This window comes from Desulfoconvexum algidum (assembly GCF_055382125.1).
The window spans coordinates 6520001-6540826 of sequence record NZ_AP042394.1 but is presented as its reverse complement, the minus strand read 5'-3'; the positions used below and the strand labels follow the sequence as shown (position 1 = coordinate 6540826).

General features: G+C 43.1%; 20 protein-coding genes and 3 rRNA genes (1 of these 23 running past the window's edge). 8 read left to right on the top strand and 15 right to left on the bottom strand.

The genetic code is table 11. The features are described 5' to 3' along the window. Positions 1–147: 147 nt before the first annotated feature. Positions 148–357, bottom strand: coding sequence for a hypothetical protein (locus tag ACZ45G_RS29430; protein WP_464174174.1), 210 nt, complete (start codon positions 355–357; stop codon positions 148–150). A gap of 278 nt (positions 358–635) precedes the next feature. Here ACZ45G_RS29430 and ACZ45G_RS29425 point away from each other — a divergent pair, with 278 nt between their 5' ends. Then, on the top strand, positions 636–1508 hold the full coding sequence (locus ACZ45G_RS29425) for a cytochrome c3 family protein (protein WP_464174173.1): 873 nt from the start codon (positions 636–638) through the stop codon (positions 1506–1508). 9 nt (positions 1509–1517) lie between these two features. On the opposite strand, the gene nhaA is transcribed toward ACZ45G_RS29425, so the two are convergent. Further along, entirely contained in the window at positions 1518–2897 is a 1380-nt protein-coding gene (nhaA, locus tag ACZ45G_RS29420) for a Na+/H+ antiporter NhaA (RefSeq protein ID WP_464174172.1), read from the bottom strand. 271 nt (positions 2898–3168) lie between these two features. Between nhaA and ahbB the strand changes: the two genes are divergently transcribed. The 4 genes from ahbB to ACZ45G_RS29400 all read left to right on the top strand — a co-directional run bounded on the left by ahbB (position 3169) and on the right by ACZ45G_RS29400 (position 7174). Next, entirely contained in the window at positions 3169–3639 is a 471-nt protein-coding gene (gene ahbB, locus ACZ45G_RS29415; RefSeq protein WP_464174171.1) for a siroheme decarboxylase subunit beta, read from the top strand. After that, positions 3629–4978: a B12-binding domain-containing radical SAM protein gene (locus ACZ45G_RS29410; RefSeq protein ID WP_464174170.1), complete on the top strand. Its 1350-nt coding sequence runs from the start codon at positions 3629–3631 to the stop codon at positions 4976–4978. Before ahbB ends, ACZ45G_RS29410 begins: the two co-directional genes overlap by 11 nt. An 83-nt stretch (positions 4979–5061) precedes the next feature. Next, positions 5062–6735 (top strand): Na/Pi cotransporter family protein, encoded by a 1674-nt coding sequence (locus ACZ45G_RS29405; RefSeq protein ID WP_464174169.1) that lies wholly within the window; start codon positions 5062–5064, stop codon positions 6733–6735. Between the two features lies 1 nt (position 6736). After that, positions 6737–7174 carry a DUF1178 family protein gene (locus ACZ45G_RS29400; RefSeq protein ID WP_464174168.1) on the top strand — a complete coding sequence of 146 codons (438 nt, stop codon included), beginning with the start codon at positions 6737–6739 and terminating at the stop codon, positions 7172–7174. Here ACZ45G_RS29400 and ACZ45G_RS29395 read toward each other — a convergent pair. The 3 genes from ACZ45G_RS29395 to ablB all read right to left on the bottom strand — a co-directional run bounded on the left by ACZ45G_RS29395 (position 7171) and on the right by ablB (position 10655). Further along, entirely contained in the window at positions 7171–8202 is a 1032-nt protein-coding gene (locus ACZ45G_RS29395; RefSeq protein ID WP_464174167.1) for a trans-3-hydroxy-L-proline dehydratase, read from the bottom strand. The two genes, ACZ45G_RS29400 and ACZ45G_RS29395, sit on opposite strands and share 4 nt — an antisense overlap. Before the next feature lie 5 nt (positions 8203–8207). Continuing rightward, the gene (locus ACZ45G_RS29390; protein WP_464174166.1) at positions 8208–9734 is read right to left on the bottom strand and encodes a GNAT family N-acetyltransferase; all 1527 of its coding nucleotides are present in this window, start codon (positions 9732–9734) and stop codon (positions 8208–8210) included. Between the two features lie 87 nt (positions 9735–9821). Then, a complete protein-coding gene (ablB, locus tag ACZ45G_RS29385) occupies positions 9822–10655 on the bottom strand; it encodes a putative beta-lysine N-acetyltransferase (protein WP_464174165.1) in 834 nt (277 codons plus the stop codon). A gap of 199 nt (positions 10656–10854) precedes the next feature. Here ablB and ACZ45G_RS29380 point away from each other — a divergent pair, with 199 nt between their 5' ends. Together ACZ45G_RS29380 and ACZ45G_RS29375 are read left to right on the top strand one after the other, a co-directional pair. Further along, entirely contained in the window at positions 10855–11481 is a 627-nt protein-coding gene (locus tag ACZ45G_RS29380; RefSeq protein WP_464174164.1) for a transglycosylase SLT domain-containing protein, read from the top strand. Next, on the top strand, positions 11481–11705 hold the full coding sequence (locus ACZ45G_RS29375) for a DUF350 domain-containing protein (RefSeq protein ID WP_464174163.1): 225 nt from the start codon (positions 11481–11483) through the stop codon (positions 11703–11705). Before ACZ45G_RS29380 ends, ACZ45G_RS29375 begins: the two co-directional genes overlap by 1 nt. Positions 11706–11831: 126 nt before the next feature. On the opposite strand, the gene ACZ45G_RS29370 is transcribed toward ACZ45G_RS29375, so the two are convergent. The 5 genes from ACZ45G_RS29370 to ACZ45G_RS29350 form a co-directional block, all read right to left on the bottom strand. Next, positions 11832–13865: a CHASE2 domain-containing protein gene (locus ACZ45G_RS29370; RefSeq protein ID WP_464174162.1), complete on the bottom strand. Its 2034-nt coding sequence runs from the start codon at positions 13863–13865 to the stop codon at positions 11832–11834. A gap of 12 nt (positions 13866–13877) precedes the next feature. Further along, entirely contained in the window at positions 13878–14468 is a 591-nt protein-coding gene (locus ACZ45G_RS29365) for an OmpA family protein (protein ID WP_464174161.1), read from the bottom strand. 11 nt (positions 14469–14479) lie between these two features. After that, positions 14480–14917, bottom strand: a complete 438-nt coding sequence (locus ACZ45G_RS29360; RefSeq protein WP_464174159.1) for a FecR family protein — start codon at positions 14915–14917, stop codon at positions 14480–14482. A gap of 276 nt (positions 14918–15193) precedes the next feature. Next, positions 15194–16042, bottom strand: coding sequence for a pirin family protein (locus ACZ45G_RS29355; RefSeq protein WP_464174158.1), 849 nt, complete (start codon positions 16040–16042; stop codon positions 15194–15196). Positions 16043–16118: 76 nt separating this feature from the next. Next, positions 16119–16364 carry a hypothetical protein gene (locus tag ACZ45G_RS29350; RefSeq protein WP_464174157.1) on the bottom strand — a complete coding sequence of 82 codons (246 nt, stop codon included), beginning with the start codon at positions 16362–16364 and terminating at the stop codon, positions 16119–16121. Positions 16365–16733: 369 nt separating this feature from the next. Between ACZ45G_RS29350 and ACZ45G_RS29345 the strand changes: the two genes are divergently transcribed. Next, positions 16734–17621, top strand: a complete 888-nt coding sequence (locus ACZ45G_RS29345; RefSeq protein ID WP_464174156.1) for an urea carboxylase-associated family protein — start codon at positions 16734–16736, stop codon at positions 17619–17621. Between the two features lie 245 nt (positions 17622–17866). On the opposite strand, the gene rrf (ACZ45G_RS29340) is transcribed toward ACZ45G_RS29345, so the two are convergent. The 5 genes from rrf (ACZ45G_RS29340) to ACZ45G_RS29320 form a co-directional block, all read right to left on the bottom strand. After that, a 5S ribosomal RNA gene (rrf, locus tag ACZ45G_RS29340) occupies positions 17867–17997 on the bottom strand. Positions 17998–18622: 625 nt separating this feature from the next. Next, positions 18623–19702 carry a DUF4062 domain-containing protein gene (locus ACZ45G_RS29335; protein ID WP_464174155.1) on the bottom strand — a complete coding sequence of 360 codons (1080 nt, stop codon included), beginning with the start codon at positions 19700–19702 and terminating at the stop codon, positions 18623–18625. Between the two features lie 17 nt (positions 19703–19719). Beyond that, positions 19720–19896 carry a tyrosine-type recombinase/integrase gene (locus ACZ45G_RS29330; RefSeq protein ID WP_464174154.1) on the bottom strand — a complete coding sequence of 59 codons (177 nt, stop codon included), beginning with the start codon at positions 19894–19896 and terminating at the stop codon, positions 19720–19722. A gap of 414 nt (positions 19897–20310) precedes the next feature. Further along, a 5S ribosomal RNA gene (rrf, locus tag ACZ45G_RS29325) occupies positions 20311–20427 on the bottom strand. Positions 20428–20557: 130 nt separating this feature from the next. Next, positions 20558–20826: ribosomal RNA gene (locus tag ACZ45G_RS29320) — 23S ribosomal RNA — on the bottom strand (it continues 2734 nt past the right edge of the window).

Sequence of the window (20826 nt, the reverse complement as noted above, 5' to 3'; positions counted from 1 at the left end):
ACTTGACATATCAATGAATTCTGACCAAATATTTTCCATCGTCCTGGGCCATTATCAAATCGCACTGCCACCCGTGAAAGGCAGCATAATGGGCAAGGACTTGCCCCCCGGACCTTAACAAGGGCTTTATACATTGAAAAAACAGATTCAATCCGTCCAGGGTCCCACAAATGCCAAGGCCTTAAGTTCAATGGGGTTCATTTGATCTGCCCCTCGAAACATGATCCTGCCACTCATTTGCGACATCTCCAGCAGGGGACACGCAACGGCTAGAACGGCCTGTTTTATGCCATTCCAATAGTCCAGCAGCATGGCACCCAGGGGATCTTTTTTTGACGCTAAAACAGATGTCTGCATAAAAATTTTTGCTTTTATTTCCTGTCTATTAAGATAAAACCACCATTCCCTTTATATTACCATAGGTTTCAGAAAAAGGATAACCAGGTCTGCCTTTACTCACACCCAGTCACTCACTTTCTGTGCCGACAAACAATTGATGCAGTAAAATATTATTACTTTCAAAACATTCTTTATTGATTTTGTTGAAAACACCTATTATACATCATTGTAAAGTATAATTTTCCAAAAACGTGGGGCACAAACAGATGTTCAATCCGTTACCGAGGAGAAATACAATGACGCGATACATGATTTTTACATATTCCCTTGCAATCATTCTGATGACAGGCAACTCCCCAATTTTTGCCCAGGGAGAGTTGGACAAACTCCAATTGCCAACCGGAACCATGACGCTCACAGCGCCTGCACACTCACAAACAAAAAAATCGCCGGTTGTGTTCCCCCATTCAACCCATTTTCAATTTTCCTGTAACAGCTGCCACCACGAATGGGACCAGGCAAGCCCGGTGGAAGGCTGTGCATCTGCCGGCTGCCATGAAAAATTATGGGCCTCACCCCCGGGCACTACCCCCCTGGACGAGAAACAAATAAAATCTCTTACCGGCGCCTATCACAAGGTCTGCCGGGATTGTCATCGCAGTGAATTGGAAAACCTCAAAAGCCAGGGAATGTCCACACAAAAGGCCATGTCCCGGCTTACAGCTCCCATCACCTGTGAAGAATGCCACCCTGCAAATCCTGGGGCCGAGGAGAATTCAACGGATTCCCTTGAGATACCCCTTGGCACATTAACCCTGACGGCCCCGGAAGGCAGTGAGGTAAAACGGCCTCCGGTTGAATTTCCCCATGGAGGACATTTTGACTATTCCTGTCAAACCTGCCACCATGAGTGGGATGGTGAAAGCCCAGTTCAAAACTGTACCGTATCCGGTTGCCATGATCAATTGGAAGCCGACGAAAAGACCAGAAATATTAATGATGAAAGAAACAGCCTGTACTTTCTGGCAGCTTACCATAAAGCCTGTATCGAATGCCACAGAGACCTTCGTAACCAGAGAGAGGCGCTTGAAAGCTCCGGCATCACAGATGAGGGCATCCTACCGGCATACGGCCCCCTTGCCTGTAACGAATGCCATACCGATAGCTAAAAATTCCCCTTAAGACAGCCGGTCCTTAAAAGAACCGGCTGTCTTTTGTTCCGGGCGGTGTGTTTCATTCTTCTGGGGATGTTCCTGGTCTCCACTTAAAAGTACAAAAACACCCAAGATAGCTGAGAGTATGGATGCCGTGAATATCCCGACCTTTGCAACCTGAATCACCTGGGGATCTGAAAAGGCAAGGTCGGCAATAAAAATAGACATGGTAAACCCAATCCCCGCCAGTAAGGCAGCCCCATAGATATCGCGAAAGCAAACACCTTCGGGAAGAACTGCCAGTTTCAGCTTGATAACCAGATGGCTGAAAACAGAAATACCGATAAATTTCCCCAGTACAAGCCCGGCAATGATGCCAAGGGAGACCGGGTGCAATACCATGTCCATGATATTGCCTTCAATGTGAACCCCGGCATTAAACAGGGCAAAAACCGGAATTATCAGATAGGCCGATATGGGGTGAAGGATATGCTCCAGTCGCTGGAGGGGGGTTTGGGCATCATTTCCAAGGGCTTCAATTTTCCCAATCAAATGGGCCTGTTCATGGGTCAACAATTTTGAATCATTTGGTTTTTCATCGCTAAATTTATTCAGCAGGGTGCAAAGGGTATCAATATAATCGATCTCAGTAATTTTGGCTTTTGCGGGGATGGTAAAGGCAATGAGAACCCCTGCAATGGTCGCATGAACGCCTGAAAAAAAGAAGGCAAGCCAGACACCGACAAGCCCGATAAGACCATAAAACAGAGAGGACCGGACTCCCATTCTATTCCCAAATATTAAAATAATAATGGCAACCAGGGCAATGCCCAGCTGATAATAATTAATGGTGTCTGTATAAAAAACAGCAATCACCAGAATCGCCCCCAGATCATCTGCAATGGCCAGGGCGGTTAAAAATATTTTCAGGTTGATGTTCACCCGGCTGCCCAGGAGGGCAACAATCCCCAAGGCAAAGGCAATGTCCGTTGCCATTGGGATTCCCCATCCCAATGAATATGGAGTATTTGCGTTAAACACCAAAAATACCGCTGCCGGAACCACCATTCCGCCCAGAGCCGCCATAACCGGAAGGGCTGCTTTTTTCAACGACGAGAGTTCTCCGCCCATGACTTCCCGTTTAATCTCAAGACCAATGGTAAAAAAGAAAAGTGCCATGAGGCCGTCATTGACCCAGTGGTGAAGGGAAAAGTTAAAATCACCAAAGTTTGTACCCACACGAATCTCATGGGTCAGGTAGTGGTAGGCATCATAAAAAGAAGAATTTGCCCAGAAAACCGCAACCATGGTAGCCAGAATCAAAAGGATTCCCCCCAGGGTCTCCTGCCTTATGAACTTTGATATCCTGAAAGAGGATACGGGGTTTTCATTTGCTGGTATCAATTTATTTTCCTTCCATGCTCGTTACTTTTTAAGATTAACCACAGAGTCCTAATATCAAACTAAATAAAAACCCCGGGAAAAGTCAATAAAAATACCATTTCCCATATCATAAACCAAAGCAACAAGACCACGGTTTATCGGTGTTAAAAAAGGAGGAGATAAAACAAGATATTGACAATTTATTAAAAAATAGGTCACATTGGTCAAAATAAAAAAATAAATACCGAAGAGACAACAACATATATGGTAACAACTATTTAAAGATATGAATATGCTGACAGATCTGGAAAAAAAAATAATCGCCCTGCTTCAAACCGATATTCCGGTGGTAAAACGGCCCTTTCTTGCAATGGCCGAAACGCTCGGTATCACGGAAGAGCAATTTTTAAAGGTGCTCAATGATCTTAATGACCAGGGAATGATTCGCAGATTTGGTGCCACCATCAAGCACCAGAAATCAGGATTCAAAGCCAATGCCATGGTGGCTTGGAAAGTGGCGGAGGACCGGGTAGAACAAGTAGGCACTATCATGGCCACCTTCAGGGAAATCACCCATTGCTATAGAAGAGATCCAGTCCCTGGATGGGAATATAATTTATATACCATGGTCCATGCGGGCGATGAAGCCGGCTGTCATGCCATTGTTAAAAAAATATCCCAGGCCGTGGGGGAAAAAAACTATACCCTGCTGTTCTCCCGCCAGGAACTAAAAAAAACCTCCATGAAATATTTTGAAGACTGATCCCCCCCACGTTCTTTGTGTAAACCCCTGGATCCATGATTTTGCCGCCTTTGACTTCTGGGCAAAACCCCTGGGACTTTTGTCCCTTGCCGCCATCCTGAGGGAAAACGGCCTGAAAATCAGTTATATAGACTGCATGGATCGGTTTCACCCCAGACAAGACCCGCCAGCCAAGGTTCAATGGGACGGCAGGGGCCCTTTCAAGAAAACCCCCATCCCTTTCCCCGAAGAGTTTCAGGCTCTTTTGCCGGAGGTGGGCCAACCCTTTTGCCGGTATGGTATTGACCCGGAGTGGTTTTGCCGGGATCTTAAAAACATCCCCCGGCCCGATCTTATCTTTGTGACCTCGCTGATGACCTATTGGGCCACCGGGGTCAGGGAAACCATAGAAAGAATCAAACAGGTGTTCCCAGGGGTACCGGTTATCCTGGGAGGAATCTATGCAACGCTTTGCCAGGACCATGCCATCTCCCATTCCCTTGCAGACCGAGTGATTGCAGGCCCGGGAGAATCCTGCCTCAAATCACTCGTCAAGGAATTTACCGGGTTTAACCTTGGGTTTATTCCAGACCCCGATAACCTGGACACCTCGCCCTTTCCGGCCCTGGATTTACAGCACCACCTGGCCTATGCCCCCATCATGACATCAAGGGGATGCCCCTTCGCCTGTGAGTATTGTGCCGCTTCTTTTTTGGAACCCACGCTTCGGCGCCGGTCACCGGATAATGTCTTCAAAGAAATCCAACACTGGCACAGGGAATATGGGATTAAAAATTTTGCCTTTTATGATGACGCCCTGCTGGTCAAGGGAAACTCCCATGCCTTTCCGCTGTTTGAGCAACTCATTGATTCAAAAATGGAGATAAATTTCCATACCCCCAATGCAGTTCATATCCGAGAAATCACCCCAAAGGCAGCAAATCTCATGTTCAAAGCCGGTTTTAAAAGCATTCGCATGGGGCTGGAAACCACCGATTTCTCCCGGGACCGGCACCATGACATCAAGGTCAGGGAAGATGAATTTTTCATGGCCGTAGAAAACCTGAAATCCGCCGGATTTGACCCCAAACAACTGGGGGCCTATCTTCTCTGTGGCCTGCCCGGCCAGGATCTTGAAGAAGTAGCAGCCTCCATGGCCCTTGTAAAAAAAACAGGGATTCTAGCGGTACTGGCCTATTACACCCCCATCCCCCATACCCCCATGTGGGAGGATGCCGTTAAAAATGCCCGGTTTGACATTACCCTACACCCAGTGTTTACCAATAACACCCTATTCCCCTGTGTCCGGTCGGATAAAGATATCAATCGCATTTCCCAATTGAAAAACATGAAAAATTAGGATATACCCCTCTCAGCTTTGTTAGGATTTTATTAGGCGTTATCTTGAGCAAATAGAAACAGGCAGAAGCAAAGAGGGGCCACGTGGATTTATTCAATATTTTGATCCAGACTTTGGGCGGGTTGGGCATGTTTATCCTTGGCATGAAGATGATGACCGAGGGACTCCAGGCAACTGCCGGTCAAAAGATAAGAAGTATTCTTGAAGCAATCTCATCAAACCGGTTCCTAGGATGTCTCACCGGTGCCGGGGTAACCGCCATGGTTCAAAGTTCTTCTGCCACAACCGTGATGCTCATCGGATTTGTGAGTGCTGGGATCATGGGATTTGAACAGGCAATCGGCGTGGTTATCGGCGCCAATGTGGGCACCACAATAACAGGTCAGATGATTGCCTTTAAATTGACAAAGGCAGCATTGCCGGCCATTGCCATAGGGGTTTGCCTTAAATACTTTTCCAAACAACGCAATTACCGGCACATCGGTGATATTATCCTGGGATTTGGTCTGCTCTTCTACGGTATGACCGTCATGAAACAGGGGCTTGCCCCCATAAAATCCGACCCCCAGTTTATTGTTTTTTTTACAACCTTCACCACGGACAACCTTGGGGGAATACTACTCTGTGTAGCCATGGGCGCTATTTTGACCGTGGCGGTTCAATCTTCATCTGCCACGGTGGGTCTGACCATGACCCTGGCGACCGCAGGGCTCTTAACCTTTCCCACGGCCCTGGCCCTGGTCCTGGGGGAAAATATCGGCACCACCATTACGGCACAACTGGCAACCCTTGGATCTAAAAATGCCGATGCCCACCGAACTGCCAATGCCCACACCATCTTTAATGTGGCCGGCGTGGGCATTATTCTGGCCATTTTTCCCTTTTTTGTCACCATTGTCCAGACAATGACCCTGAAAATGGGTGCCGGGCCTGTGGGTCAACTGGTGGACAACGAATATATCAACTCCGCACGGTATATTGCCAACGGCCACACCCTCTTTAATATTATCAATGCCCTGGTTTTTCTGATCTTTCTGCCAAAACTGATACAACTGACCCTGCTCATTTCTCCGAAAATAAAGAAATCAAAGGAGCGATACCCCCTGCCCACCTTTGATGAAACCTTTATTGATTCGCCCATTGGTGCCCTTGCCAAGGTCAAGGGCCACATCATCCAAATGTCTAAGTTTGCCCACATGAACCTGAAAAAAACCTCCACCTGTATCAAGCAGCGGGATGATGATATTTTAGGGGAAAGAGATGCCGTGGAGGAGCACCTGGATTCTTGCCAGAAGGTCATTATCAAATATTTGGCTACCATCTCCCAGGGAGAGATTAATACAGCCGAGGCAAAGGAAATTTCCGAAATGATGAGAATCGTCAACAACATAGAACGGTTGGGAGATTCCATGGAAAATGTATCTAAAATGCTGGAACGGATCTATGACAAAAAAATTGATTTCAGCAAAGATGCCAAGCACGATTTAATAGACATCTCCCACGAGGTGGATACTTTTTTTGAGCTGGTAATCAATGAAATGAGTGAAAAATCAGAGGGATTTTACCAAAAGGCTCTGGTCCAGGAAGATAAGATTGACCAGATGCGGGAGGATATGCGGTACAAGCACATTGAGCGCTTACGGGAAAATGACTGCTCCGTGGACGCAGGGGTGCTGTTTATTGCCATGGTATCCAACTATGAAAAAATGGGCGATTATTGTTATAATATTGCCACAGGGGTTTCCAGGATAATTTAACATGATAGTCTTTGATCTTGAATGTCTGAACGGGCATATATTTGAAGGATGGTTCGAGGACAAACGAGATCTTGAAAACCAGCAGGAACAGGGTATTTTAAAATGCCCCGTCTGTGAAACTACCTCGGTTGTACAAAAACTCTCCCCGATTTCGATTAAAACCTCATCTGCACCCTCCAATCAAGCCCGGCAGGCCCTGCGGGCAAACCAGGAAGTGATGGCTGAATTTGCAGAAAAGGTAACCCAATTTGTCGAAAAAAATTATGAAAATGTGGGAACCTCTTTTTCAAAAGAAGCCCTGAAAATGCATTATGGCGCCATTGAACACCGGAATATCCGAGGCACCACCACCACGGAAGAAGAAAAAGTGCTCACCAAAGAAGGGGTTCCCGTGGTCAAAATCCCCCTGGCCAAAAAAGAGAACGAGGATCTCAATTAGCTGATGTTCGGCCAGGTATCGGCAACCTTATAGCCCTGGGGCCAGGGATCCGTGGGATCCAGCATGTGTTGATGGGTACCGGTAATCCAGGCCCGGCCGGAGATGGAGGGAATAATACCAGACAAATCCCCCACACGGGTTGTTCGTTCAATCTTGCAATGAAACCGGGAGCCAATAACCGACTCCCCTATATAATGATCTCCGGGTTTAAGAATCCCTCTTCTTTCCAGGACCGCCATCCGGGCAGAGCACCCAGTCCCCGTGGGAGACCGGTCCAGCTTACCCGGTTGAATGGTCACGGCATTTTTTCCCACCTTCACCCCGTTTTCCTCGGTCAGTGGGGCTGCAATCTGGCAGAAAGAAATATGGTTCCAGTCCGGGTTTTCTGGATGGACAAACCCCAGCTGCTCAGTGGCGGCATTGGTAATTTTAATCCCTGTTTCTGCCATGTCCCGGGCTTCATCCGGAGTGATCTCAAAGCCCAGATCCCGGGCCTCTACAATCACAAAAGAATCCCCCCCATAGGCAGTGTCCACAACAAGAGTGCCCATTCCCGCCACCTCCAGAGGGACAGAAAGGCGATGGGCAAAAGAAGGAACATTATGGATGGTCATTTTTTCCACACGGCCCTCTTTGCAGCTGGCAATTGCCTGGATCAGCCCGCCCGGTGCTTCAAGGGTCAGATGTGTTTCAGGTTCTTCCATGGGAAGAATCCCGGTTTCAAGAAGCACCGTTGCCACACAGATACTATTGGAACCGGACATGGGCGGGGTGTCCGCAGGTTCCATGATGATCCATCCCATCTGGGCCCGGGGGTTTTTCGGCGGCACCAATAGGTTTACATGGCGAAACACCCCACCCCTGGGTTCGTTGAGCATGAAATTTCTAAGGGTTTTATCCTTTGCAATCCACCTGGACTGCTCCCAGAGGGTATCCCCAGGAGGTGTAGCCACGCCCCCCACAATCACATCTCCCACTTCCCCTTCAGCATGGCAGCTGACCGTATGAATTATTTTTGATGTGTGCATGGCGTTTATCCCTGTTTTTCCAGAACAATGGGGTTCACCACATGGGGCGGGATCCCGGTTTTATAAAATTCAATGATATTTTCTGCTGCCAGCCTGGACATGCCATTTCTGGCCTCCATGGTACCGGATCCCACATGGGGAAGCACGCAGACCGTTTCCATGGACAAAAGGGGGTTGTCCTTTGCCATGGGCTCCGGGTTTGTCACATCCAGGCCGGCCCCCCAAATTTGTTGTGAAGCAAGGGCCTCAATCAAGTCGGTTTCGTTGTGAATGGCTCCCCGGGCAGTATTGATAAAAATGGCCGTGGGCTTCATACGCTTAAAGGTCTCCGCGTCAAAGAGCCCGAGGGTTTCAGGGCTTAATACAGAATGGACCGACAAAACATCGCTTCTGGTCAACAATTCTTCAAAACTTACCCGGTCGGCGTTCAAGGATTTTTCCGCCACAGGGTTTGGCTGCCGGTTATGGTAAATAACCTCCATATCATAGGCATCTTTGCAAAGCCTCGCCATTTTCATACCAATCCGTCCCAGACCAAAAACGCCCAGGGTTTTTCCCCGAAGTTCCATGCCAAGATTTCCCCTGGGTTTAAAATATCCCCAGTCTCCCTTTAAAATAGTTTTGTGGAGAAAAAACATTTTCCGTGCCGTGGCAATCATGAGGCCAAAGGCGACATCTGCGGTTGCTTCGCTCATAACATCCGGGGTAAATCCAATGGGAATTTTAAGGCGGGTGGCTTCTGCCACATCAATATTGTCATACCCCACGGCAAACTGGGAAATAATATCAAGGTGGGAGCATTGTTCAAGGAATTCTTTGTTGATCATCTCAGTCACGGTGCACAACAGGGCCTGGTGATTTAATGATAGATCAATGAGTTCCGATGAATACATGGGCCTGTCTTTTGACCATAGGGTCACTTCAAATCCTGCCTGTTCCAATAACGAGATTCCAATCTCTGGAAATTGCCGGGATACCAGCACTTTTTTGGGGGTTTTCATGACAGATTCCTTTCCATTCATCGCCCGGGCCAGATGCCCCCCCTTAAAATCATCGAGTGGGTACTGCATGAGCAGGACATCAAAGGGCAGATGGTTAAATGTTTTTGTTTCAAAGGGGGTAAACCCCAGGGTTTCATACCAGGTTTTTAAGCGGTCATTTGCGGCAATGATGCCGATACTGATAATTTTCTTGTGAAGGGCCAGGGCATGGTCAAAAAGATAAGACACCAGTTTTTTACCAATACCCCGGCCCTGGAATTCCGGCAACACTGCCAGCCGGTTGAGAAAGGCAAGGTCCTTTTCCGCATTTTCGTAGGCCACACATCCAACCGCTTTTCCGGCTGTTTCATAGATAAAATATTGCGCGTTTCTCTTAAGATCATCGACAACCCAGTCTGTTGTGCAAAAAGAAGGGTGCTTTGGGGTGTTTTCCCGGGTCAGACCAAACCGTTGGGCAACAGCCTGATTTGCCTTGGAGATGATGTTTGCCACCGACGGGGCATCTGCCGGGGATGCGATTCGTATGCTCATAATTCTGCCTTAAAAAAGTATTCTATCGTTCTTAAGCCACTATTACCTGAGATAGTCTTGGATGTCCATACCCGTTTTAGGGTGATCCTAAATAGATTTATACCAAACATTCATGCTCTCTATTCTTCCAGAAATGTTCGTGTTGTTTCTCAATCTCCCGCAAAATTTATAACCGGATTTTTTAAAAGTGATATTCATACCTGGGGATATCGCCCGAGCAATTGTGTATGCTGTTTTTATCTTTTGTTTTTTTAAATCATATTCCATTTGAGCAAGAAGAAGTTGAGCAAAACCATTTCCCCGCCACTCGGGAAGTGTTGCAAAATCAGTCAGTTCAGTATTTTTATTATCCATATCCTTTTCTGCAGCTGAGGCACTGATTATTTTTCCATCCGTTTCTATGGCAAAATAATCAACATGTGAGTCCATTGTGTCTGCCAGATATACAGGATCATTGATAGGAAAAGGGTATGAAGCAAATATCTTTTTGTAGATTTCTACCAAACCGGGTATATCCGTCTTGTTGCACTTACCTATAGAAAATCTCTTCTCGAGAAGCGGCAACGTTTTTGTTTCATTTCGTTGCCGGACAATATCCATCATATTTTCTATATCTAAAACGTTAACTTCTGCCATACGTTCAGCTTTTAAAAAAAAGCTCATAAATACAACCGCTTCTTTTCCTGAAAAAAAAGACGGAATGAAAGCTTCCTCCAGATAACCCGCTTCTGCAAAGATAGCGCCTAAATGCTCGGGCACCTTTGTAAATATTTTTGAATAATTCTTGTCCTTTGCTAAACGAATAAGGTCCCACGGGTAAGTCGTTGATGGATCTGATCCCAATTTGATTAAATGTATACGATCATTACACTTGCCATGTTGAATGATCCCCCCTTTAAAAGTTTCAACGGTATCCGTCATTATGCATCACACCTTCTCATTTTGTTGTATCCTTCCATGAAGGAACTCAATGCTTTACCTGCCATTTCCAGTCTTTTAAGATGCTTTGGAAATGTCAGAATCAATTTTGTCCGCAATGGCTTGCCGGTTCTTAGTAAAATATCATACCTCTCATTTTTTTTTGTGGTTAGCAAGTTATTAACTTGCCCTGGTTACACGGATGCCTTTTGTATCCTTTTTTTATATGGTACTATCGGCTATGATTTTTTTTTCAAAGCTATCCATAACCATCTTTGTATTGTTTTTGTGCTACCCATTTTCTTCCTATGGATTTGAGCGGTACAACAGGGTCACCAAATATGATGTTTATTTTAAGAAATACACCAAACATTTTTTTGGGCCCGGATTTGACTGGCGATATTTTAAATCCCAGGCCATTGCAGAATCCAACCTGAATTCTGAAGCAAAATCCCATGTTGGGGCAAAAGGAATCATGCAGATAATGCCAAAAACATTTGAAGAAATTAAGTATAAAAATGCTTCAATAAAAGGATCTTCCCTGCAACCCAAATGGAATATTGCAGCGGGTATTTATTATGATCGGGCAATATGGAAATTATGGAAGGCGAAAAGGCCTTTCATGGATAAACTTGCTTTCATGTTTGGATCCTACAATGCCGGCAAAGGAAATATTATTAATGCTCAAAAAATTGCAAAAAAAACGGGTATGAACCCAAACGCCTGGTCATCAATTGAAAAAACACTTTCTAGGATAACAGGCAAACACAGTAAAGAAACCATTGGATACGTAAATAAAATAAACCAGGTAAAAGGGGTATTAAAATAATGGAACCCGGAATTATTATCGCAAATTTTGTATATGCAATTTTTGGAGTGATCCTTACACTGATTTTTATGCTTTTAGGATTTAAACTGTTTGATCGCATAACCCCCTTTGATACATCAAAACAATTGTCCGACAACAATATTGCTGTAGGAATTGTTGTCGGATCCATTTTTATCGGACTCGGTATTGCCGTTGGACTTGTCATTGGCATGGGCCTAAATTAGATATCTCTTAATCGGGGCCAGGCTTTCTGCACTCCGCGGTAAATCTAATGGAATGTGGAAAGATAGCACAGGAGGCTGGTTTTGCTTCATTTGGAATTGCAGTAAGGGTAGCATTTTCCGGTTCAATCAAAGGTCTTTCCCTCCCATAAAAATGTCTATCAAATGCTGAGGTGCTTTTTCTATTTTATCTTCAAACATGGAGGAGATCTCTTTAATTGTATCTTCAATGGCAAAAAATGTATCAACCATCAAAGGATCAAATTGAGATCCTCTGCCTTCTAAAATAATTTTCATGGATTTTTCATGTGAGATAGGAGCTTTGTAACATCGTCTGCTGATCAAGGCATCATATACATCACACACACTCATTATCCTGGCCGATAATGGTGTTGCATCTTTTACAAGACCTTCCGGGTATCCTTTCCCATCCCATCTTTCATGGTGGCTTCCGGCAATCTGTGCTCCCATCTTTAAGTAATTGTCGTCTTCAAGTTTATTTGAAACTCTTTCCAATGCAAGTTTACCATAGGATGCATGGAGTTTCATCAGATCAAATTCCTCTTTAGTCAGTTTTCCGGGTTTTAACAGGATTCTGTCAGGCACACCCACTTTTCCTATGTCATGCAATGGTACAGATAAAAACAGCATTTCAATAAATTTGTCAGTTATGATATCAGAAAAATAATTTTCTTCTTTAAGCTTTTGAGCAAGTGCTCTGGCATAGTGTTGTGTTCGATTGATGTGTTCACCTGTTTCAGGGTCACGGGTTTCAACAAGGGATACCAATGCTTCCATGGTTAATTGCTGTGATTTTACAAGTTTTTTAAACCACATATACGATGTTTGTCTGGCAGCAGAAAAACGACCGAAAGAAATCAACGAAAATGCAAATACTGTTAGTAAAACCGGCAATCCCGGAGAGACATACAAAGAGATCGTTATAAAAGCAAATAGGCTCGATAAGAATAAAAAACACCCCCAGAAGAGTGACCCTAGGACAAGCACACGGGGTCTGGAAGAATATAATAACATTGACATCATCACGGCCCCGGTCAAAACACAAGCACTGAAAACTAAATGCGTTGACCAAATCGGTATCAAAATATGATTTTTTTGATACACGCCGCTCAAAAACACAGCATGGGCTTCAACACCGGGAAAGTGTTGATCAAATAATGTTTGGTGGATATCAGCCAATCCAACTGCAGAAGAACCGATTAAAACAATTTTATTTTTAATGTCTGCCGGTGAATAGGTGTCATTTAGAATATCCACGGCAGAGATATATTTATGCAGGTGGGATGGGCCGTTAAATCGCAAATTAACAAATCCGTCAGGATTAATTGGTATTTTAAAATCTCCAGCCTGGAGACAAAGGCCAAAATTATTTTTCTGGACCTCGGCCTTAATTATGCCATGGGCTTTGAATAGTGTTGCCAATGCAAAATGAATAAAAATCCGATCTTGATACTGGATCAGCAGGGGGACCTGCCTTAAAAGACCATCCCGATCATACTGATTATTTGTAAAACCAAACGCATTGAGCGCTTTTTCAATTTCAAAGGTATTACACAGAATACCCGTTGCTTTATGTAAAGAAAGCAATCCGGTCCTGTCTGTTATGGCAATGGGTTTATAATTGCAGGGAGCAGCGTTATCTTTGTTGACATAATCAAAGTAAAAGTATCTGGCACCAATTAAATTGCTCTTTTGTATTATATGCGCGAGATATCGATCATTATCAATCAGAGATGGAGGTGCACCGGAAAATTTTAGATTTAACCCAAAATCTTTTTGGAATTGTTTTGAAATATTTTTCAAGGAGGTACGGTCCGGTTCGGGCAGAATGATATCCATACCGATGGTTTTGGGTGCCTGATCAGATATTTTTTCAATCAGACGGGCCAATCGGTATCTGGGCCAGGGCCATTGACCAACTGCCGAAAGGCTGATCTCATCAATATCCACAATCACCACCTTGTCGGATCCTTGCCCGGAGGCTGAAAAGGACAAGAACTGATCATAAATAAAATGATCTATGGCTTTTACAAATTTATGGTCAGAATACACACCAACGGCACATAAAAAAATGATACCGATGCAAAGAAAAAAGAGTATTCCGTTCTGTGTTTTCGTTTTTTTAATGTCGCGACTTTTCAAAGTTTCTGAGTACTATCTTATCATTATTTCAACTCTTCTGTTTCTAACTTCAGACACATTGTCATCCGTAACGATCAATGGATCATTCTCTCCATGTGACTTGATTTGTAAATTTTTCAAGGTTATCCCAGAAGTCTTTAAAAGTTTACCGATAATATTGGCACGTTCGAATGCCAGTTTATTATTGTATTCACTCTTCCCTCGGGAATCTGTATGTCCAATAACACTTGTCTCCGAGGGTTCACGCTCTTTTGCGATTTTTAAAATTTCCGGTATTAATGCCATTGACGGTTCTGTGAGAATGGTTGAATCGTGTTTAAAATAAAGAATAAAATGTGCAGCTTTCAGGGGCTCAACATCGAAAAGTGCTTGATATTCATTTTTTATTTGTATTTCATCAGTGGGCTGCGATAAAAGATCCGAAGAATCGCCATCAACTTCAGTATAGGTATATGCTTTGTTCAAAACAGTACTCGAAAATTTGTTTTTCACCACAACTTCACCAACTGAGCCATCATCTTCCGGTAAGAGAATAACTGTTGTTTTCGAACCACACGACCACAAAAACATCAGACATAAAACCATGCAGATATATCGAACCATTATAACTCCTTTTACTCAACTTTGATTATCAATCGTGTTCCTCTGACACCAATAGTAGCTCTGGGCGTGGAAAGATTCACAGCATCAGGAGCAAGTTTTCCGATCTTTCCGGAATTATAAACTGCGGAACCCTTTTTTAAATAAAGCGAAAAATCATACATATCTGTTTCCGGTTCAAATAAATAGTTACGCATCTCAAATTCGGTATTCGGCCCAACCGTAAAAGTAGTCCCGTCGGTAAAAATAATCCCTGCCGTACTATTATATCCGGTGATCAAGGTATCCTGATTTTCAAGTTGTCCTCCTGTTGCGGCAAGGATAATCGTTTCATTCCTTTGAATGGAAACACCGCCAGTAACAGATTTCAACAACCCGACTTGTGGTTGAGATAATACCTGAGAAGAAAAAACAAATATCAATATTAGTGATAAACCGATGATTTTTTTCATGGACTGTGCCTCCTAAAAATTGATACGTTTTTAAGCTATAATCAAGACATCTAATTCAGATCGTGTTATCCTCAGCTTCTTTAAAAACAATCTGCACTATATCATAACTGTTTTTTGAACAACAGTATTCTAAAAATTAATCCGTTCCCCCCTACTCTTGTAGAATTGTCAATTCCTATTGAGTCCAATTTATCGGCTACATGCCAGTAAATAATTTCAAACAAGGATCAATAAAGAGCTTAACAGAATGTCTAAAATATCGAGGTAGTATCAGTTTCATTTCTGTTTAATGAATGTACCATCCTGATATTCCTGAAAAGCAGTTTCCAATTCTTCCTGTGTGTTCATAACAATAGGCCCCCGCCAAGCCACTGGTTGTTTTAATGGTCTACCAGAGAGCAAAAGGAAACGTAACGGTTCATCAGTAGCCTGTATAGATAAATGATCTCCTTTTCCGTAAAGAATCAAGGTACCGTTTTCAATTGGTCTGCCGTCTGTTGTTCCTTTCCCGGCTATCACATATATGAAGGCAGTATAGGATGGGTTAACTGCATGGACAAATGTTTTGCCTTCCGCCACCGTACAATCTAAGAATTCCGGATCGATTACAATATCGTCCATTGGACCTTTTTTTCCATTTATATTACCAGCAATCACTTTAATATTCACACCATTTTGAACCAAAATTTCAGGGACCTGGCCTGCTTTAATATCACGGTATTTGGGCGGCATCATTTTCTGGGATGAAGGCAAGTTTGTCCACAATTGAAAACCATGCATGGATCCGTCAGCGTCTCCTTTGGGCATTTCCTGATGGACAATACCGCTTCCAGCAGTCATCCACTGCACATCTCCTGAAGAGATAGTGCCCTTATTGCCCAGGCTGTCACCATGCGCAACATCACCTTTCAGAACATAGGTAATCGTCTCGATACCTCTGTGGGGGTGCCATGGAAATCCCATCAAATAATGTTCGGGCGTGTCGGAGCTAAAATCATCTAACATCAGAAACGGATCCAAGGTGGGCGCTTCGCTGTGACCAAATAACCGGTTTAAATGAACCCCTGCACCTTCCATGGTTGGCTGACGAGTGAGCATTAGTTTTATTTTTCTGGCACCTTGCATATCTTTTCTCCATTTGGTTGGTATTGTTATCTACAAATTCATTTGACTAAAGCCCATCAAAAAACTTGGCAAACCATTACCACCCGTATCTTGTCATTTTTCCTACAAGTTTTTTCGGTATATTACCTTCAGGGCATTTGCCAATATCCACACCAGCATCTTCGGTTGAATGCCAAAAGAAAAGAACCTTCATCTCAATAGCATCAGGATAAGATTTTTCGCATGCAAGCATTACAATTGTCATTAGCAATGCTATTCTGATATGTGCAAGCTCTATTGCTTTAGGCACCCAAAGTCTGTATTGAACTTGATCAATACGCATTTTGTTCTCCTTTTTTCAGAGCCTATAATGCTTTTGAGTGTTAGCACCATAGAAAAGAAAAATCTATCCCTGATTGCATTAACCCGGTTATATAATCCGCATCAATCAAAACAACAGTTGAATCCAAAACTGAAAAAGTGTCACCCACAATATTGGGGCTCAAAGATTTTGTCTGGACTCAGTCTTTAAAATACCATCAAGGGCATACCTTCCTCCGAATTTATATTCTATAATCGCCAGGGTCGTTTTGGCTTTCTCACAGAAAACAATGTTTTTGCTTTTCCCTTGAGGTTTGGTAGCAAATCCGCCATATTTAATTTTTATCTGATTAAAATAAAATTCGGGCAAGCCCTATAAAGGAGAAACCGTATGAAACCAACACCCCAAACCCCGCCGCCAGCTGATGCCGATGTCCGCAAAGCTGTTGCTCCCGTGATCTGCTATCCCGTGGATACTTTGCCTCTGCCAGATATGGATCTCTACAAAAAGGCCAGGAAGGTGTTGGAAAAAGTGGAAGAGGTGTTGGTGCAACCCAGAAATGCCAATACCTTTAAAGTGCCTGCCGGATATTTTTTCAGGATTATCAGCATGGAAGGTCCCCAGGTGGGAGACCTTAACCTCTGGGCAAAAGACGACCTGACCGAGCGATTCTACAGCGGCAAAACCCGGGCGCTCCACGGGACTCACCTTGGCGTCGGAGACCGTATGTGGAGCAGTTTCCCTTATTTACGCCCAATGGCCACCATCACCCATGACACCCTGGACTGGTATGGATTTGACGAATTTGGAGGTTCTGTCCATGATGTCATTGGCACCCGCTGCGATCCTTACACAGGACGCCTCCTCAGTGGAGAAGACTACGATTTCTGCTGCCATTCCAATTTGATTCGGGCCTTGGTTGCTGAGACCGGACTTTCTCCCGACAAGGCCGAACCCCACGTCCATGATGTGCTTAATGTATTCATGTGCACAGGATTTACAAAGGATACCCACCAGTATTTCATGAAAGCAAGCCCTGTGCGGCCAGGGGATTTCCTTGAGTTTTTTGCGGAAATTGATCTTTTAGGCGCCTTGTCTGCATGTCCAGGTGGAGACTGCAGCTCCGAGCATTCCAGTGATACGGTTGCCTGCTATCCGTTAAAAGTGGAGGTTCTCAGGCCTGAAAAAGGTGCCTTGGACGGCTGGACACCGCCTGGTCCTTCTGCCTATTGCCGCAGCCACGGTCTTAAAAAAAAGCATTACGAAAAAGGGGTGTAATGCTTTAGCGTCCTGGGCAGATTTCCCCGGGCGTTGAGCTGACGGTAAAGGGCCTGCTCAATGGATTTGGCCTGCTAGACCCGGGCCATTTTAGATCAAAAACCTGACATCAGATCTTGTGGCTGCAGAAAATTCCATTGATATTCAAACTATAAATTTTTTACATTGGTATCCAAAAATCATAGCACACCAAACGCAAAAAGCCCTGACCGTTTATACAAACGATCAGGGCTTTTTGAAGAATAATCTGGCGGCGTTCTACTCTCCCAAATTGCCTCCTTTGTGGCCACCATCGACGCTAAAGATCTTACCAAAACATATAATCGGGCGTGTTCGAGATGGTTACGGATGTGACCTCTTTGCCATTACCACCAGATTAAGATGGCTTGGATCTAATAACTTTTGAATGGTCTTACTTCTTGTGTTCCATAAATTCTAAAACTTGTTGTCGTTGATCTTAATCTTGAAGTTGGCTTCCCGCTGCATGCTTTCAGTGGTTATCCATATACCCAGCAATGCTCCTGGCGGAACAACGGGAACAGCGAAGCGCCATTGGTTGGTCCAATCCGGTCCTCTCGTACTAGGATCAGATCTCCTCAACCAAATCATATAATCGGGTCTGCGCCCACGAAAGATAGGGACCAAACTGTCTCACGACCCCTTTTATAAAATCGTGCAAACCCAGCTTACGTACTACTTTAATTGGCGAACTGCCAAACCGCCCGTCGATTTAAACTTTTGGGGACGATAAGCTTGATATTTTCCGCCCATTTTACAATTAACTTATTCTCAAATAATGTTTCCCCAGCGGCCTGATAGGGGAAACATTCACAATAGCATCTGCTTTGATTTGATATTAAAAAAAAATGTGGATTAACAGGGAAAGTCCACAGTTTTTTTTGAATCCTGAAAGCCCTTGATTATAGCCAGTACATAGTAAACTCCCAAAGTTCCCTCAAGTGGACCTGTTCTATATTCAAATAGAGATTAATGTAACAATGTTACTTTTTTTGCTTATAGCTTAATTCTCTGGCAAGTTCGATCAATGATTTTTCCAAACTGTCAAGAACTTCTTTTTTAGAAAATTCTTTCTTGTTATGCAAAGCATGGAATTCAAGCAATTTAAACCCACTAAGATAATGAACATAATGTGCATTTTTCTTGAGAATACCAACTTCCATTAAATATTTCTGCAAAGCCGATAGTGAATCTTCTTTTTCTGAAACTTGGTCGGTTTCTTTTAATAATTTATAAACATTTTCAAAAATTTTTTTACTAATAGGGTGAAGTCTTTTAACATCATTGGAGTCAATAGCAAAACTGTCCCATATTTCAAAAAATATTCTATAAAGTCTTCTGCTATCAGTAGTATTGTCTATTAATTCAAGACTATTTTTGTTCACATTAGGAATGGATTTTTTAGCCATTAAATCAACTACTTGTTCTATTTTTGTACTTGCAATTTCAACTTGTGATAACAAATTTAATATTTTTTTGTTTGATTGGTATTCTTTTCGTTGGTTAAGAAAATCATAAATCATTCCAGCCCATTGTTTTTTTAAAGTATCTCTAATGTCTCCAAAGTTGCTAAACGGGAAATATCCATTATTAGTTGATTTTCTACAAACATCATCAATAAATTCAAATACCTTTAAATCAGGATTAGAGTTAAATGGGATTTGGTGTAATAAGGAATTTATATCATTTTGATTTTGGGTTTTGTTATTTTCAATAACTTTTCGGTATATTGAAAAATCATGGAGAACTTTTTGGTCAATAAAAGAAAAAATTGGAATTGCTGAAAGGTGTGCAAGCTCATGTTCTTTTTGCGTTATCGATTTTTTGGGATCTAAAATATATTCCGAACCAAATTTATTTCCTATAATCAAAACAATCATATCACAGTTTTGCACATCATTAAGGCAGGAAAGGTGCACATGGAAGTCAGGGCTGTAAAATATATCACCATTCTCACTTAGTACGGCATCATAACCCATATCCTCAATAAGGTTTCTTAATTGTTCCCTAATCAAATATAAATCGTAACATGTAGAACTTACTAATACTCTGGGCTTTGCCATTTTCTACTCCTAAGATATTATGAGTTAAGTTCCAATCTTTTAATTTCTTGAATCATAAAACTATCGATGACTTTAGTGTATATTTGAGTCGTTGATAAATCAGAATGCCCCAAAATTTTCTGAATGACATTAATATCAATTCCAGCCTCCAAGATTGTGGTTGCAACAGAATGTCTCATGTTATGAAAACTCATATCATATATCCCACAAAAACAGGCATACTTTTAAAGAATCATGCATATGTTACTGGTTTTAGATACGTGAAGTCGAATTATAATTTTCTGACGACAGGGAAGTCAAAGACACTTGCATGATTATGGCTACAACTTTTACCGAAAAACGATTTTGATTTGTATCGATATCTTTAAGATTTTTCACTGTTGACGATGTCTATGATTTTTCTCCCCCAATGCCAAATTTAAAAGGGAGGACTATTATTAATAGTCTCGACTTTTTTAAATCGAAGCCCACCATAAAATATTGTGTTTGAGGGAAATAAATAAAGCTGTGCGAAAAAAGCACCCAAGAATATCGACAATGGTTTGGACAGAGTTACAAACGCAAAAAGCCCTGATCATATTTCTATGATCAGGGCTTTTTGAAGAATAATCTGGCGGCGTTCTACTCTCCCACACAGTCTCCCATGCAGTACCATCGACGCTAAAGAGCTTAACTTCCGTGTTCGAGATGGGAACGGGTGTGACCTCTTTGCCATTACCACCAGATTAAGATGGTTCGGATCCGGAACTTTTGAATGGTAGTACTTCTTGTGTCCCCTAAATCCTAAACTTGTTGTTGTAAATTTGCGTATTAAATATGTTGGCATTAAAGCGTTCAAACTTAATTGTGGAGGAAGTGGCTAAGCCTCACGACCTATTAGTACCAGTTAGCTGAACACATTACTGTGCTTACACACCTGGCCTATCAACCTTGTAGTCTTCAAGGGGTCTTTAGTCTATAAATAGATGGGATATCTAATCTTGAAGTTGGCTTCCCGCTTAGATGCTTTCAGCGGTTATCCATACCCAACTTAGCTACCCAGCAATGCTCCTGGCGGAACAACTGGAACACCATTGGTTGGTCCAATCCGGTCCTCTCGTACTAGGATCAGATCTCCTCAAATA